The 16,159-nt window shown below is 68.2% G+C and carries 12 protein-coding genes and 1 pseudogene; 10 read left to right on the top strand and 3 right to left on the bottom strand.

The features are described 5' to 3' along the window. Positions 1-513, top strand: a complete 513-nt coding sequence (locus tag VML93_RS15455; RefSeq protein ID WP_325611914.1) for a nuclear transport factor 2 family protein — start codon at positions 1-3, stop codon at positions 511-513. 20 nt (positions 514-533) lie between these two features. On the opposite strand, the gene VML93_RS15460 is transcribed toward VML93_RS15455, so the two are convergent. Continuing rightward, positions 534-1,112 carry a carboxymuconolactone decarboxylase family protein gene (locus VML93_RS15460; protein WP_325611916.1) on the bottom strand — a complete coding sequence of 193 codons (579 nt, stop codon included), beginning with the start codon at positions 1,110-1,112 and terminating at the stop codon, positions 534-536. A 186-nt stretch (positions 1,113-1,298) separates the two neighbouring features. Between VML93_RS15460 and VML93_RS15465 the strand changes: the two genes are divergently transcribed. The 3 genes and pseudogenes from VML93_RS15465 (at position 1,299) to VML93_RS15475 (ending at position 3,828) form a co-directional block, all read left to right on the top strand. Beyond that, complete coding sequence (locus VML93_RS15465) at positions 1,299-2,591, top strand: cytochrome P450 (protein ID WP_325611918.1); 1,293 nt, start codon at positions 1,299-1,301, stop codon at positions 2,589-2,591. Positions 2,592-2,625: 34 nt separating this feature from the next. Beyond that, positions 2,626-3,368, top strand: a pseudogene (locus VML93_RS15470) (SDR family oxidoreductase). Positions 3,369-3,441: 73 nt separating this feature from the next. Further along, positions 3,442-3,828: a hypothetical protein gene (locus VML93_RS15475; protein WP_325611920.1), complete on the top strand. Its 387-nt coding sequence runs from the start codon at positions 3,442-3,444 to the stop codon at positions 3,826-3,828. 27 nt (positions 3,829-3,855) lie between these two features. On the opposite strand, the gene VML93_RS15480 is transcribed toward VML93_RS15475, so the two are convergent. Then, positions 3,856-4,689: a thioesterase family protein gene (locus tag VML93_RS15480; RefSeq protein WP_325611921.1), complete on the bottom strand. Its 834-nt coding sequence runs from the start codon at positions 4,687-4,689 to the stop codon at positions 3,856-3,858. A 103-nt stretch (positions 4,690-4,792) separates the two neighbouring features. Between VML93_RS15480 and VML93_RS15485 the strand changes: the two genes are divergently transcribed. Beyond that, on the top strand, positions 4,793-6,331 hold the full coding sequence (locus VML93_RS15485; RefSeq protein ID WP_325611923.1) for a class I adenylate-forming enzyme family protein: 1,539 nt from the start codon (positions 4,793-4,795) through the stop codon (positions 6,329-6,331). Next, on the top strand, positions 6,328-9,558 hold the full coding sequence (locus tag VML93_RS15490; RefSeq protein ID WP_325611933.1) for an acetyl-CoA carboxylase family protein: 3,231 nt from the start codon (positions 6,328-6,330) through the stop codon (positions 9,556-9,558). Before VML93_RS15485 ends, VML93_RS15490 begins: the two co-directional genes overlap by 4 nt. 81 nt (positions 9,559-9,639) lie before the next feature. Here the strand turns inward: VML93_RS15490 and VML93_RS15495 are convergent, their stop codons facing one another. Beyond that, on the bottom strand, positions 9,640-9,990 hold the full coding sequence (locus VML93_RS15495) for a PE-PGRS family protein (protein ID WP_325611925.1): 351 nt from the start codon (positions 9,988-9,990) through the stop codon (positions 9,640-9,642). 99 nt (positions 9,991-10,089) lie between these two features. Here VML93_RS15495 and VML93_RS15500 point away from each other — a divergent pair, with 99 nt between their 5' ends. From VML93_RS15500 to VML93_RS15515, 4 genes are all read left to right on the top strand, one after another. Further along, positions 10,090-10,872 (top strand): SDR family oxidoreductase, encoded by a 783-nt coding sequence (locus tag VML93_RS15500; RefSeq protein WP_325611926.1) that lies wholly within the window; start codon positions 10,090-10,092, stop codon positions 10,870-10,872. Beyond that, positions 10,869-12,074, top strand: a complete 1,206-nt coding sequence (locus VML93_RS15505; RefSeq protein WP_325611927.1) for an acyl-CoA dehydrogenase family protein — start codon at positions 10,869-10,871, stop codon at positions 12,072-12,074. The genes VML93_RS15500 and VML93_RS15505 overlap by 4 nt, the downstream gene beginning before the upstream one ends. A 5-nt stretch (positions 12,075-12,079) precedes the next feature. Next, positions 12,080-13,177, top strand: coding sequence for an acyl-CoA dehydrogenase family protein (locus VML93_RS15510; protein WP_325611929.1), 1,098 nt, complete (start codon positions 12,080-12,082; stop codon positions 13,175-13,177). A 176-nt stretch (positions 13,178-13,353) separates the two neighbouring features. Continuing rightward, the coding region (locus VML93_RS15515; protein WP_414686365.1) for a PE family protein at positions 13,354-16,159 on the top strand (2,806 nt) is incomplete at its 3' end.

The following is a 16,159-nucleotide window of genomic DNA, read 5'->3' on the forward strand; positions in this document are numbered from 1 at the left end:
ATGGATCGAACTCAGATCATCGACTGCATCGCTGGTCACGCACGCGGTTGCGACCGCCACGACGTTGATCTGATCACCGCGGCCTATCAGCGCGATGGCCTTGACGAACACGGCAAGGTGACCAACCTCGGCGCTGAATACGGTGATTGGGCTAACCACACGCATGCCGCGACCTCCCAGGTTCACACACACAACATCACTACTCACAGTTGTGAGATCGAGGGTGACATCGCGCATGCCGAAAGCTACGTGATCGTGGTGCTGTTGAGCCTTGACGGCCGAACCGCTCAGTTCATCAGCGGTCGATATGTCGACAGGCTAGAACGGCGGGACGGACAGTGGCGCATAGCAGTTCGCAGATCGACGGTCGAGGTGATGTTCTTGGCAGACGCATCCGCGCTGCAATCATCCTTCTTCAAAGACACGGGCTACCCGGTGGGCACTAGGGACCGCACCGACCTGTCTTACCAGCGTCCCCTCACCATCGACACGCCGGCACCGAAGCGATGGTAGACAGCGAGAGACCGCCACGCTCACCCGGTAAGACTCTCTCGTAGGTCGTCGTCGAGTTCGATACCTAGCGACTGCACCATCCACGCGATCGTCGCATACGCACCAGCGGTGAAGATGATGTCGAGAATCTGCTGGGCGTCCAAGTGCTCGACCAGCGCCGCCCAAGTTTCGTCCGTGATGACGCCGCCGCGGTCCAGTTCGCCGACGGCGCGCAACACGCTTGCGTCGCGGCCGTCCCAAAACGGCGCGTCTGGTCCCCAAGCAATCCAGGCGATTTCGACGTCGGTCAAGCCGGCGTCGCGCGCCAGGAACACGTGCTGCGCCCACTCATAGCTGCACTGGCGTAGCACGGCCATGCGCATGATGACCAGTTCGCGTTGACGTGGATGAAGGCTGGTGGCCCGTAACAGATGGCCGTTGAGCGTGAAAAACGCCTTCGCAAGAGCTGGATGGTGCGCGAGCGCACCGAGAATGTTGGCGCCCTGACGACGGTTGTCGCCGGTCAGCGATTGTTCGTGCCCAGCCGGGGTCATCGCCTCCAACGCATCGTGCATTTCAGGCGGCCAGCTCTTCACTGGCAACGGTCGCATCCGAGTCATCGCTTCAGTTCCTCCATAAATCGTTCGGCCCAGCGTGAGCGGCGCGTGAGATCGGTTGGTTCCCAAGAGTGTCTGTTGACGGTATGCCACTATCCTTGCGCCATACGACCGTATAGGCTATACAGGCGTACAAATAATTGGAAGATCGCCAGCCTCGCTTACAAGAAGGGAACAACTGCGGAAAGCGTGGAAGCCCGAAAGGCCGCAGAGGCGTTGGAGCTGGAGGCCGCCGACTTCTTCACCGACACCGCGTTAGTCAGTGACCCCTACCCCTACTTCGATGCGCTTCGGTCACGTTGCCCAGTGCATCCCGTGGCTCATCCCGGAGTTGTAGCGGTGACTGGCTACGACGAAGCGGTGCAGGTGTATAAGGACGCGTCGACGTTTTCGTCGTGCAACTCCGTGGGCGGCCCGTACCCGCCGCTAGAGGTGCCGCCCGGCACGCAGGACATCACCGATGTCATCGAATCGCGCCGTGACCAATGGCCGATGAACGAGTTCGTGGTCACGATGGACGGCGCGGCCCACGAAACTCAACGCGGCCTACTGCGGCGCTTGCTGACACCGCGCCGGCTCAAAGAAAACGAAGACGCCTTGTCGGGCATCGCCGACCGATGCATCGACGATTTCATCGAAAGTGGTCACTGCGAGGTTATCAACGAGTACGGCAAGCCGTTCACTACACTCGCGATCGCCGACCTACTAGGGGTGCCCGAAGGGGACCGCGAAGAAGCCCGGCAGGTCTTGGCGGGCAGCACTATCGCCGTAGTCGGCGACGAGCAGACCCTTGCCGTCAATCCGCTGGAATTTCTGTTCGATAAGTTCCGAACCTACCTCGAGGATCGGCGGAGAGAGCCCCGCGACGATGTCCTCACCCAATTAGCCACTGCCACAAACGAAGACGGCTCACTGGCTGACCTCGACGCGATTGTACGCACTGCCGCGTTCCTGTTCGGAGCAGGCCAAGACACCTCGGCGCGCATGCTGGGCGCCGTACTCCGGATCATCGCTGACAACAAAGATATTCAAGGGCGCTTGCGAAGCGAACCCGGTCTGATTCCCGACTTCATCGAAGAAGTGCTCCGCCTAGAAAGCCCGACGATGAGCGACTTCCGGATGACTCGGGTAACCACCACCCTTGGCGGGACCGATATTCCGGCAGGAACTACGGTCATGATCCACCCGGGCGCCGCCAATCGCGACGAACGCCGTTTCCAACAGCCCGACGAGTGCCACTTGGGACGTGCGAATGTGCGCGAACACATCGCGTTTGGTCGCGGACCACATTCATGCCCGGGCGGTCCGTTGGCCCGTGCCGAGGGCCGCGTGACCCTCGCCCGATTCCTCGATCGCACGCGCAACATTTCGATCTCCGAAGCCGAGCACGGACCTGCGGGGCAGCGACATTTCGACTACGACCCCACCTTCATCGTCCGCGGATTGAGCAACCTGCACATCACGTTCACCCCTTCGGAATGAGACCTCTAGCCCCTCCAGAAAGAAGAGATCAACGATGAGCAGAGTTGCCGTGGTGACCGGCGGCGCCTCCGGCATTGGCCAGGCGATCAGCCAACGTTTGGCCGAGTCCGGGACGAAGGTGGCGATCTTCGATCGGCAGGGCGAAGCGTTAGACGCGCAGGTTGCAGTCCTGCGAAACAATGGCTTTCGGGCGATCGGGCTCAACGTCGATGTCACGGACCGACCCGCGGTCGACTCAGCGGTGGACTTGGTCCGCGACGAGTTCGGCCCATCAGCATAGTGGTCACTAGTGCTGGCGTTACCGCATTCGAGCCGTTCATTGACATCAGCCTCGACCAGTGGAACCGCACGTTGGCGATCAATCTGACTGGAACCTTCAACTGTGTGCAGGCAGCAATCCGTGACATGATCAGCGCCCGCTGGGGTCGGATTGTGACTATCTCCTCCGCCGCCGGACAAACGGGCGCACCGAATCAGGCTGACTATGTTGCCTCCAAGGGAGGCGTTATCGCCTTGACGAAGGCGCTGGCGTTTGAATTCGCTTGCCACGGGATCACCGTCAACACGATTCCGCCCGGATTGGTCGATACGCCGATGGCGCACACCGCCGAAGAACACGGCAAGTTGCCCAGTATCAAGGACCTCGGGGCCATGATGCCCCTCAGACGCGTGGCTACAGGAGAGGACATCGCGGCCGCATGTCGATTCCTTTGCTCAGACGAGGCGGGCTATATCACCGGAGCGCAGATCAACGTCAACGGCGGGGTGTACATGTGATACCTAGACCTGTCGAGATCCATGTCGAGACCAGCCACGCTGCGAACATTCCTACTATCGAAGGAGATTGGGCATGGACGACCTCGGACCACTGACACGAAAAGTCATGCAGTATCAAGACACCGTGCGGCAGTTGGTACCGACGGCGAAGACCCCTGACGATTGGGCACCTCTGGCCTCTCTGATCGCCGTGGACTGCTTTGAACGGATCGGGACATTCCTCGAAGTCCAAAACTGGCAGCAATACGCCGAGATGTTGACCGGATGGGCGAACTCAGTCGATTCTTTCGAGACAACAGTGCGACGCGTGACCGAGCACTCCGACCTCGTGTACTTCGAGATCGAAGAGCGACACTTCTTGGGTGGCAATGTGGTTGTAGTGAACTCGATGACCGTGTTCGAATTCGACGCCGACACGAAGATTTGCCGCGTCGCCGTCTATCTCCAACAAGCTGCCTGAGATTCGACGACCCTTGGTCTGAATTACCTACTCATAGGACGGCTGGAACGCCTCGACGGGCTGGGCCAGGGCCAGCGCCGAGCTGGTGCCGATCGGCCCGTGCCGGTCGAACACCGTCGCGCTGCCGGCGGCCACCCCGGCCGTGCCGTAGTGGCTCTGGGCCGCGAGCCCGATGTATTCGCCGTCCGGCAGCCGGCTTGCGGTGACGGTGTAGTCGGCGTTGATGTAACGCAATCCGCCGGTGCCCCAGTGGGTGAGCGAGCTGGTGACATCGCCGACGAATGCCAGGCGGGTGAACGGGGTCAAAGGATAGCCCGCCACGATCGGTCGGAACAGCTTGGTCCACGCGAACTTCCGGGAATGGGACTGCTCCCACTCGCCCGCGGCGATACCGGGACTGCCATCCAGGGTGGCCCCATATCCCCAGATGAGAAACGGCATGTCTGCGGGGAAGCCGTCGGTGCCCGTCGGCAGCGGCGGCATCTCCGCCGGAGCGGACCACACCTCTCCGTCGGGGTGGTCACCTCTTCGCAGGAACAGCGCGCCGGCCCGCGCGACGGTCTTGCCGTTCTGCACCAGCGTGCCGTCCACGAGCTTGATGCGCCGGCCTTCCCGCTGCACCGAGGTCTGAATCTGAACCGGCTCCAACAGGACCGGACGCAACAGGTCGACCGTGATGCGGGCGGGCTGAAAGTCGGGGTCGACGCCGGATCGCTCTATTCCCCATCCCAACAGGCCGCCGACGATCTGGCCACCCATTCCGAAGCCCCACGGTCCTCGCGTCATCACGCTCGGCACATAGGAGTCGCCGTCGAGAGTGAAGAACGCCTCGGGCGGGTTAGCGGGATCGTCGGTCGTCACTGGTAAGACGTTAGGCCACCCGGGTCTCGACCACGGGTCGGGACGCCCTACGGTTTGTGGGTACGCAGGGGTACGCCGGTGGCGTGACGGGAAGGAACGTGGCATGCCTGAAGTGACCGAGATTTCGCGCAGCGCCAACCCGTTCCCGGTGACGGGGGTGTCGCGCGACGCCAACGGCATCCCGCACTACGACGGCCTGCCGGCCACGCTGCTGGACATGCTCGCCGAGCACGTCGAGATCCGCCCGGACAGCGAGGCCGTGGTCGAACTCGGCGCCGGCCGCCTGACCTACCGACAGTTGTGGGACCGCGCGTCGCGCGTCGCCGGTGGGCTGCGCGCGGGCGGCTTGAAGCCGAGCGACCGGGTTGCGGTGCGTTACCCCGCGGGGCTCGATTGGGTGCTGGCGTTCTGGGGCACGGTGATGGCCGGAGGCGTTGCGGTGGCGGTCAATACGCGGTCCGCTCAACCGGAGGTCGACTTCGTGCTGTCCGACGCCGGTGCGCACGTGGATCTGGCCGCCGACACACCGCTGCCCGACGGCCCGTCATACGTGACCGAACAGCTCACCCGCACCGACATAGCCGCGCTGTTCTACACGTCGGGCACCACCGGTCACCCCAAGGGCGTACCAACCACTCACGAGGCATTCCTGACCAATACCGAGAGCTCGGTCCGGTGCCTGGGACTACAGCGGGACATCGGTGCGGGCCTGCGTACGCTCATCTCGGTGCCGTTGTTTCACGTGACCGGTTGCAACTCACAGCTTTTGGCTGCTACCCGGGTCGGGGGCACCTCGGTGATCATGCCGGCGCTCAACCTCGACGCGCTGATCGCCACGCTGCCGGGCGAGCGTATCTCGCTGATGGTGACCGTCCCGGCGATTTATGCGTTGTTGTTGCGGCACAAGGACTTCGCCACTGCAGACGTTTCCGGTGTGCTTTGGGTCGGCTACGGCGGCGCGCCCATCGCCCCGTCGTTGGTGCGGTCGGTGAAGAACGCGTTTCCGCAAGCAACGGTGTTCAACGGGTATGGCATGACCGAGACAGCCTCGCTGATGACGGTGCTGCCCGACCACGAGGCCATCGAGCACGCCGACTCGGTCGGGTATGCGGTGCCCTCGGTGGATCTCGGCGTGATCAAGCTGGATGACGGCAGCGGGGAATTGGTCGGCGAATTGGTCACGCGCGGAGCCAACGTCACGACGGGCTACTGGAACCGGCCGGACGCCACCTCGGCTACCGTCGTCGACGGCTGGTTGCATACCGGCGACGTGGCCCGGGTCGACGACGCGGGCCGGATACACATCGTCGACCGCATGAAGGACATCATCATTCGCGGCGGCGAGAACATCTCCAGCGTCGAGGTCGAGGCGGCGCTGTTGGCCGCCCCCAATGTCGCGGACGCCTGCGTGCTGGCGGTACCCGACGACGTGATGGGGGAGAAGGTGGGCGCGGTGCTGTTCGGCGGCGCCGAGCAGATCGACGTGACTGCGGTGATCGACCACTGCCGCGGAGAGTTGGCCGACTACAAGGTCCCGCAGTACGTCACGGTGGTCGACAGCGCGCTGCCGCGCAATGCCGGCGGCAAATTACTGAAGGGGAAGCTCCGCGAGCAGGTGCAGTGGGGCGACCCGCTGCGATGAGCTCGACGCTGCTGATCGCGAACCGCGGCGAGATCGCACTTCGGATCATCCGTACCGCAACCGAATTGGGCATCCAGACGGTTGCGGTGTACGCCGACGACGACGCCGACAGCCCGCACGTGCACGCGGCCGACGAGGCGATCGGGGTGCCCAACTACCTGGACCAGGCCGCGATCCTGGGGGCGGCCAAGGAGTCCGGTGCCGAGATGATCCATCCGGGTTACGGGTTCCTCAGCGAAAACGCCGAATTCGCCCGCGCGTGTGCGGCCGCCGGGTACACGTTCGTTGGTCCGGAGGCCGACGTGCTGGAGATGGTCGGCAACAAGTCAGCGGCCCGTGCCGCCGCGGTTTCCGCCGGGTTGCCGGTGCTGGCCGCAACCGAAGGCCCCACCAGCCTCGAGGACGTCCGCGAATTCTTCGCCGCCCAGCGCGGCGCGATCATGATCAAGGCGCTCGCGGGTGGCGGCGGCCGCGGAATGCGCAAGGTGGACAGTGCGGATCAGCTCGACAACGCCTACCGTCAGTGCGCCGCGGAGGCACAACTCGGCTTCGGCGATCCGGCGGTGTTCGCCGAGGCGTACCTGCGCGAAGCCCGTCATATCGAGGTGCAGATCGTGGCCGCGCCGGCCGGTTTCCAGACGCGCGCGCTGGCGGTCGGCGACCGCGACTGCAGCATCCAGCGGCGCTACCAGAAGATCGTTGAAATCGCTCCCGCCCAAGGTCTTTCGCCCGCGCTGCGTCGTGAGCTGCACCACGCCGCAGCCCGGCTGGCTGCCAGCGTGGGCTTGCGCGGGCTGGCCACCGTCGAATTCCTGGTCACGGGTGAGAAGCTCGTCTTCCTCGAGGTCAACCCGCGAATCCAGGTGGAGCACACGGTCACCGAAGAGGTCACCGGCATCGACCTGGTGGCTGTGCAGTTGGCCATCGCCGGTGGCTCGTCCTACTACCAGCTGCGGTTGCCCGCCGGAGTCGCTTCTGACGGAAGCGAAGTCATCGGCGAGCCGGCCGCGCAACGGGGCATCGCGATTCAGACCCGGGTCAACATGGAGACTTTCGCCCCCGACGGATCCGTCGTACCGGCGTCTGGCACCCTGACGGTGTTCGCGCCGCCGAGCGGTCCGGGGGTGCGCGTCGACACGTACGGACGACCCGGGCTGGCACCGAGCCCGCGCTACGACTCGCTGTTGGCGAAGGTCGTAGCCCACACGCACGGTTCGGATTTCCCGGCGACGGTGCGCAAGGCACGGACCGCGCTGGCAGAGTTCAGCATCGAGGGCATTCGCACCAACATCGGGCTTCTGCGAGAGCTGCTGTCCGACAGTCAAATCCAAGACGACATGGTGACCACGAGTTTCCTCGACGAGAAGCTTCCCGAGCTGGCCGCTGCGGCGATGTCGCATGAGCACGAGGTCCGCGCCACCACCGTCGAGCTCTATCCCGGTGAGGAAGCGCTGCGTGCGCAGCTGGCCGGCACGGTGGTCGAACTGCCGCCCGAGGGCGTCGAATTCGGTGCCGGCGAGCAACTGGTCGTCCTCGAGGCGATGAAGATGCAGCACGTGCTCGTCGCCTCGGCCGCGCTGCGCACCGTCCGGAACCTGGTGACACCCGGCCAGGTCGTCGGCACCGGCGACCCGTTGGTCGTCTTCGCCCGCACCGGTTCCGGCGCCGACGGCGAATCACAATCCGCCGCACTGGATCCGGATCGGCCGCGCGACGACCTCGACGAGGTCGCCCACCGTCATCTGCTGACCCTCGACGAGGGCCGGGAGGCCGCTGTCGCCAAGCGGCACAAGCGAGGTCGCCGTACCGCCCGGGAGAACATCGCCGACCTGGTTGATGCCGGCAGCTTCGTGGAGTACGGCGCCCTGGCGATTGCCGCGCAGCGCAGCCGCCGCTCGGAAGAGGACCTGATCGTCAACACCCCGGCCGACGGCCTGGTCGGCGGGCTGGCGACCATCGGCGCGGACCGGTTCGGACACTCGGCGGCCGAGGCGGTCGTGGTGTCCTACGACTACACCGTGCTGGCCGGGACACAGGGCATGCGCAACCACGCCAAAACCGATCGCGTCTTCGATCTGGCCGTCCGCAAGCGGCTGCCGGTAGTGCTGTTCGCCGAGGGTGGCGGGGGCCGGCCCGGCGACACCGACGTGGGCGGCATGGCCGGACTCGACGTGCCGACGTTCCGGGTGCTGGCGGCGCTCAGCGGACGGGTGCCGCTGATATCGATCGTGTCCGGCCGGTGTTTCGCCGGCAACGCCGCGTTGGCCGGGGTGTGCGACGTGATCATTGCGACCCCGGACGCCAACATCGGCATGGGTGGGCCGGCGATGATCGAGGGCGGTGGGCTCGGGGTGTACCCGCCCGAGGTGATCGGGCCGATCGACGTGCAGCGGCACAACGGCGTGGTCAGCCTGGTCGCCCGCGACGAGGCGCACGCGGTGTCGCTGGCCAAGCAGTACCTGTCCTACTTCCAGGGCAGCGTGCACGACTGGGCGGCGCCGGATCCGCGGCTGGCCCGGCATGTGGTGCCGGAGAATCGGTTACGCGCCTACGACGTGCGCCGCGCCATCGAATCGATCGTCGACGTCGGCTCGATCCTGGAGCTGCGTCGCGACTACGGCGTCGGCATCGTCACCGCGCTGGTCCGGGTCGAAGGTGTGGCACACGGCCTGATAGCCAACAGCAGTCATCACCTGGGCGGCGCGATCGATGCCGAGGCGGCCGACAAGACCGGCGACTTCCTGGCCTTGTGCGAGTCGTTTCAGCTGCCGGTGATCTCGCTGTGCGATACCCCGGGGTTCATGGTCGGGCCCGACGCTGAGAAGGAAGCCGCCGTCCGACGGTTCGGGCGGATGTTCATCCTCGGCGCGCGGCTGACCGTGCCGGTCGGAATGATCATCCTGCGAAAGGGTTATGGCCTGGGCGCGATGGCCATGGCGGGCGGTTCATTCCATGCGCCGCAGTTCACGGTCGCCTGGCCGACCGGCGAGATCGGCGGGATGGGTCTGGAAGGCGCTGTGCGGCTGGGGTTCAGCAAGGAGCTGGCTGCCGCCGCAAACCCGGTCGAACGGCAGAATCTCTTCGACAAGCTTGTGGCAGCGGCCTATCAACACGGCAAGGCGCTGCGCTCAGCCACGACCTTCGAGCTTGACGACGTAATCGACCCGGCAGACTCCCGGGCCTGGATCACCAGGTTGCCGGGAGCCCGCGGGTCAAGGTCCGACTAGGTCTGATTGTCCGACTAGGTCTGATTGTCCGATTCCTCCGCGGTCCGCGCACGCGGACCGCATCGTCATCGGACTAGGCGTTTAGCCGTGGCCGGAGCCGCAGCCGACGCCCGGCAGACATCCGGTACCGCCCGGAACGCCGCCTGGGCCGGCATTCACGCCGCCGGAGCCGCAACCGACGCCAGGTAGACAGCCGTTGCCACCGGGGCCGCCACCGGGGCCCTGATTGACGCCGCCGGAGCCGCAGTTACCGTTGGCGTCGCAGCCGCCGCCGCCCGGGTCGTCCTTGAACACGACGTGCGTCGTCAGGGTGTGGGTGCTGGCAGGCCCAGCCGCGGAAACAGTGGCTGATGCCGCCGGTGCAAAGGCAATGGCCGCAGCGAGAGCCCCGGCCGCCGCTAGTGGTTTGGTGAGGTTTAATTTCGCTAACATTCTTGTCGCATACCACGTTCGCACCAGTACAAAACATCTCGCGAGAGAACGGGTGCGAGCCTTCGGCAGAAGGCGCCCCTTAACAGAAGGCATACCGACATGACCGCACTGGATCTGACCGGCCGCACCGCCATCATCACCGGCGCCTCGCGCGGAATCGGGCTGGCGATCTCGCAGCAGCTTGCGGCCGCCGGCGCGAACGTCGTGCTGACCGCCCGCAAGCAGGAGGCCGCCGACGCGGCCGCGGCGCAGGTGGGTGAGGGGGCCGTCGGCGTCGGCGCTCACGCGGTCGACGAGGACGCCGCGCGAGCCTGCGTGGATCTCACCCTCGAGCGCTTCGGCAGCGTGGACATCCTGATCAACAACGCCGGAACCAACCCGGCGTACGGTCCGCTGATCGAGCAGGACCACGCGCGGTTCACCAAGATCTTCGACGTCAACCTGTGGGCTCCGCTGTTGTGGACCTCGCTGGTGGTCAAGGCGTGGATGGGTGAGCACGGCGGTACCGTGGTCAACACCGCGTCCATCGGCGGCCTGAACCAATCGCCGGCCATGGGCATGTACAACGCCACCAAGGCCGCGCTGATCCACCTGACCAAACAGCTGGCGCTGGAACTCTCACCGCGGGTCAGGGTCAACGCCATCGCCCCGGGCGTGGTTCGCACCCGCCTGGCCGAGGCGCTGTGGAAGGACCACGAGGATCCGCTGGGGGCGTCCATCGCTCTCGGGCGCATCGGCGAGCCGGCGGACGTGGCGCAAGCGGTCGCGTTCCTGGTTTCGGATGCGGCCAGCTGGATCACTGGCGAGACGATGGTCATCGACGGCGGCCTGCGGCTCGGTCCCGCGCAGGGTTATCAGGTGTATCCGGCAGGCAGAGCATGACCGTCGCCGAGTCTGTGAAAGACGACCTGGACGCGCGGGTACAGGCGCTGTTGGACGAGCACGATCCGGCTACCACGAATCCGCAGGATTTCCTCGGCGCACAGTTCGACGCCGGTCTGGCCTGGGTGTACCTGCCGGTCGGATTCGGTGGTCTGGGTCTGCCGCGGACCGCTCAGGATCGGGTCAACGCCAAGCTGGCCGCCGCGGGTGCACCGGTGGGCGGCACCGTGAAGAACTACATCGGGATGGGCATGGCGGCGCCGACGATCGCGGCGTTCGGGACGGACGAACAGAAGCGAAAGTTCTTGCGCCCGTTGTTTACTGGTGAGCAGATCTACTGCCAGCTGTTCAGCGAGCCGGGGGCCGGGTCGGACCTGGCCGGCGCTGCAACCCGCGCCGTCCGCGACGGTGACGAATGGATTGTCAACGGGCAGAAGGTGTGGACGTCCCAGGCGCAGCACGCGCACATGGCCATCCTCGTCGCACGTACCGACCCAACGGTGCCCAAACACTTTGGCCTGACCTACTTCCTGTGCGACATGACCCAACCGGGCGTCGAGGTCCGTCCGCTGCGCCAGATCACCGGCGAGGCGGAATTCAACGAGGTCTTTCTCACCGACGTTCGGGTGCCGGATGCGAATCGACTCGGCGCCGAAGGCGGCGGCTGGAGGGTCGCGACCACGACGCTGAACAATGAGCGCGTCGCAATCGGCGCAGGCTCCCGCGCCCCGCGCGAAGGCGGCCACATCGGCAAGGTCACCGCAGCCTGGCGAAATAACAGCGCACTGCGCGACCCCGCAATGCACGACGAGCTGATGCGGCTGTGGGTCGAGGCGGAGGTGCTCCGGCTCACCGGTGAGCGACTAAGGCAGCTGGCTCAGAAAGACCGGGCCGGTCAGCCCGGACCGGAGGGCGCCGGCATGAAGGTGGCTTTCGCCACTCTGGCGCAGGCGATCTCGGGTTTCGAGATTGAACTGAACGGCGAAGCGGGGCTGCGCTACGACGACTGGACGATGCGTAGGCCCGAAACGGTCGACCTGGTAGGGCGCGAGGCCGGATACCGCTACCTGCGGGCGCGCGGCAACTCGATCGAGGGCGGCACCTCGGAGATCCTGCGCAACACCATCTCCGAGCGGATCCTGGGGCTGCCCGGCGAACATCGGGTGGACAAGGACGTCGCGTTCAAGGACCTGGAAAGGTGAGCCCGGTGAGTCGTGCCGATCTGCTGTATTCCGATACCGAAGAGGCGTTGCGGGACAGCGTTCGGCAACTGTTCGCCGACCGGTGTCCGGCGGAATCCGTAGTAAAGGCGTATAGCTCACCGCCACAAGACTTTTCGGGTGTCTGGCGGCTGCTGGCCGCCGAGCTGGGGGTGGCGGGGCTGTTGGTGCCCGAGTCGCTGGGCGGCGCCGGCGCGACCGCCCGCGAGGTCGCCGTGGTCATGGAGGAGATCGGGCGGGCCGTCGCGCCGGTGCCGTTCCTGTCCAGCGCGGTGCTCGCCACGGTGGCGCTGCTGCGTGCCGGGGACACCGACACGCTGCCCGGTCTGGCCGAGGGTACGGTGACCGCCGCGCTGGTGGTTCCGTTGTCCACCGCTCCGGGCGATGCGATCGCAGGAGTGGATTCCGGTGCCGACGGCGTGACCGGAGGGGTCAGCAGCGTCGCCGGCGCCGTCGAAGCCGACGTGCTGGTGGTGCCGGTCGCCGGCCGCGACGGACTCGAGCTGCATATCGTCGCACGCGACGCGGCCGGTGTCGAGGTGTCGCCGGTGCTGGCGCTGGATATGACGAGACCCCTTGCTGATGTGCAGTTTTCGGGTGCACCGTCGTCGCGGGTCGGCGCCAGCCCGGCGGACGCCGCGGTGCGCGAAGCGCTGCATACCGGCGCGGCCGTGCTCGCGTCGGAGCAACTTGGGTTGGCGCAGTGGTGCTTCGACACCACGCTGGCCTACGCGAAGGAGCGCAAGCAATTCGGCCGCACCATCGGCTCCTATCAGGCGATCAAGCACCGGCTGGCGGACCTTTGGATAGCGCTCAATTCGGCGACCGCGGCGGCGCGCTACGCCGCGGACACCTGCGCCACGGGCGATGCCGACGCGCCCGTCGCCGCGGCCATTGCGCAGGCCTACTGCAGCGGTGTCGCGGTACACGCCGCAGAGGAGTGCGTGCAGCTGCACGGTGGCATCGGGATGACCTGGGAGTATCCGGCGCACCTGTACCTCAAGCGGGCCAAGAGCGACCAGCTGGCGTTCGGCACCGAATACCGTCACCGCGCGCGGCTGGCCGAGTTGGTCGATTTGCGCTAGGGCGAGCAGACGCAAAAGCACACGACACGCCGAGCGTGCGTGTGCTTTTGCGTCTCGCAGGCCATTCGTATGAAAAAGCGCCTAACTGACAACACATCTGACCGGACGCGCGTAGCGTGTTGCGCGCTGTCCGCAAAGGTGTTGGTGGGTCCTGCCTCGAGGCGATCGGAGCCAAGTTGTCGTCTTATCTCGTTGCCTCGCCTGAGGCTTTGGCCACGGCGTCGGCGGATATCACCGGGATCGGAGAGGCGATTGGCGCGGCCAACGCAGCGGCGGCCTCCCAGACAACGGGGATCGCGGCCGCGGCAGCCGACGAGGTATCGGCGGCCATCGCGAAGTTGTTCGGCGCGCACGCCGCGGAATATCAGGCGCTCAGCACGCAGGCGGCGGCGTTTCATGACCAGTTTGTGCAGTTGTTGCGGTCGGGCGCGGGCGCCTATGCGGCCAGCGAAGCCGCCAATGCCTCACCCCTGCAGACGCTGCAGAACGAGGTCATGGCCCTGGCGACAACGCCCCTGCCGGTGGCCGATCGGCCGTTGATCGGCAACGGCACCGACGGCGCGGCGGGCACCGGGGACAACGGCACCGATGGCGGGATCTTGTTCGGCAACGGCGGCAACGGCGGATCCGGCGCGGCCGGCAGCAAGGGCGGTAACGGCGGGGCGGGCGGGCTGATCGGCCACGGTGGCAACGGCGGGGCCGGCGGCGCCGCGACGGCCGCCGGCGGTACCGGCGGTGACGGCGGCAACGGCGGCAACGGCGGGCTGTTAGGCGGCCGCGCCGGCGACGGCGGCCAGGGCGGGGCCGGCGGGGCGGGCGCGGCCGGACTTGTCGGAGGGACCGGCGGGACCGGCGGGACCGGCGGCTCGGCCCAGACCCTGGTCGGCGGTATCGGTGGTGCCGGCGGCGCCGGAGGGACCGGCGGTGTGGGCGGCACGGGCGTCAATCCAGGCGATACCGGCGCCAACGGCGGGGTTGGCGGAGTCGGCGGGGCCGGCGGGTCGTCTCAGTCGGCGGTGCTCGGCTTCGGCGGTGACGGCGGCGTCGGCGGTCATGGTGGCCTGGGCGGCACCGGTGGCGGCGGCGCCACCGTTGCGGGCAGCGACGGCACCACGGGCGGCACCGGCGGGGTCGGCGGTAACGCCGGCGCGGGCGGGGCTGGTGGCACCGTTGCAGGCGCGCTCAGCACAGCCGGCACAGCGGGGACCTACGGCACCGGGGGCACCGGCGGCACCGGCGGCACGGGTGGCACCGGCGATGTCGGCGCCAACCCCGGCGGCACCGGCTACAACGGCGGCACCGGTGGCCACGGCGGCCAGGGCGGCACGGCCGGCGCGGGCGGCACCAATGGCAACGGCGGTACCGGCGGCACTGGCGGCACCGGCGGGACCGGCGGCCACGGCGCCGAGGGCGCCGGCGACGGCCAAACCGGCGGTACCGGCGGCAAGGGCGGCAACGCCGGTGAGGGCGGCGCGGCCGGCGCGGCTGCCGACGCGAAAGCAGGCACCGCGGGCAACGCGGGCACCGGCGGGACCGGCGGGACTGGCGGTGCCGGCGGTAACGGTGCCGTGGCGACCGCCGGCGGCCACGGCGCTAACGGCGGAAATGGCGGCGGCGGTGGCCAGGGCGGTTCGGCAAGCGCGACCGGGACCAACGGCACCGGCGGAACTGGCGGCGTCGGCGGTGCCGGCGGCAGCGGGATCACCGGCACGGCGGACACCGGCGGTTACGGGGGCAACGGCGGCACCGGCGGCAACGGCGGCGTGGCCGGCGCCGGTGCCGGCAAGGCGGGGACGGGTGGTGTGGGCGGCGCCGGTGGTGTTGGCGGCGCCGGCGATGCCGCCCCCAGCACCGGGGGTACCGGCTTTAACGGCGGAAATGGCGGCGGCGGTGGCCAAGGCGGCGCGGCCGGCACCGGCGGCGGTAGCACCGTCGGCACTGGCGGCACCGGCGGCACCGGTGGCAACGGCGGTGCCGCCGGCAGCGGCGTCGGGGCAGGCTCGACCGGCGGCAGGGGCGGCGACGCGGGCCAGGGCGGGGCCGGCGGTTCGGCCGCGGCCGGCGGCACCAACGGCGCTGGCGGTCAAGGCGGCAAAGGTGGCAGCGGCGGCGCCGGGGCCACGGTCACCGGCGGCGCCGGTGCACAGGGCGGCGCGGGTGGCAGCGGCGGCGCCGGTGGTGCGGCCGGCAACGGTGCAGGCACGGTCGGCAGCGCGGGCACTGGCGGCGAGGGCGGGGCCGGTGGTGGTGGCGGCGCCGGCGGCACCGACGCCACGGGCACGGGCCTCAAAGGTGGCGCCGGTGGCGGCGGTGGCCAAGGCGGCGCGGGCGGCTCCGCGGTCTCCACGGGTACCAACGGCAACGGCGGCAATGGCGGCGTCGGTGGTCAAGGCGGGGCCGGCGGGGGCGGCACCAACGGCAGCAGCAGCGCCGGTCACGCCGGTGGCGGCGGCGGTGATGGCGGCGGCGGCGGTACGGCGGGGGCGGCCGGGACCGGCGGCAGCGGCGGTAAAGCCGGCACCGGCGGCACCGGTGGTGCTGGTGGCAACGGCGGTAGCGGTGGCAACGGCGACGGAGGCGCCTTCGCCGGCGGTAAGGGCGGGGACGCAGGCCAAGGCGGGGTGGGCGGTTCGGCCGGGACCGGCGGCACCAACGGCACTGGCGGCGCCGGCGGTAAGGGCGGCGGCGGCGGCAACGGCGCCACGGTTGCCGGCGGCAACGGCGGCGACGGCGGCAAGGGCGGCAACGGCGGCGCCGCAGGCAACGGCAGCGGCGGTGCGGGCGGTAACGGGGGCAACGCCGGGGCCGGCGGCACCGGCGGCACGGGCGGCCTATCCGCCGATGCCGCCGCCGGCAATGCTGGGACCAAGGGCGGCAACGGCGGGGCCGGCGGGGCCGGCGGCACGGGCGGCAACGCCGGCACCAACGGCACCAACGGCAACGGTGGCCTGGGCGGGAGCGGCGGCGCCGGCGGTCAAGGCG

Source organism: Mycobacterium sp., assembly GCF_035499775.1.
Classification (GTDB): Bacteria; Actinomycetota; Actinomycetes; order Mycobacteriales; family Mycobacteriaceae; genus Mycobacterium.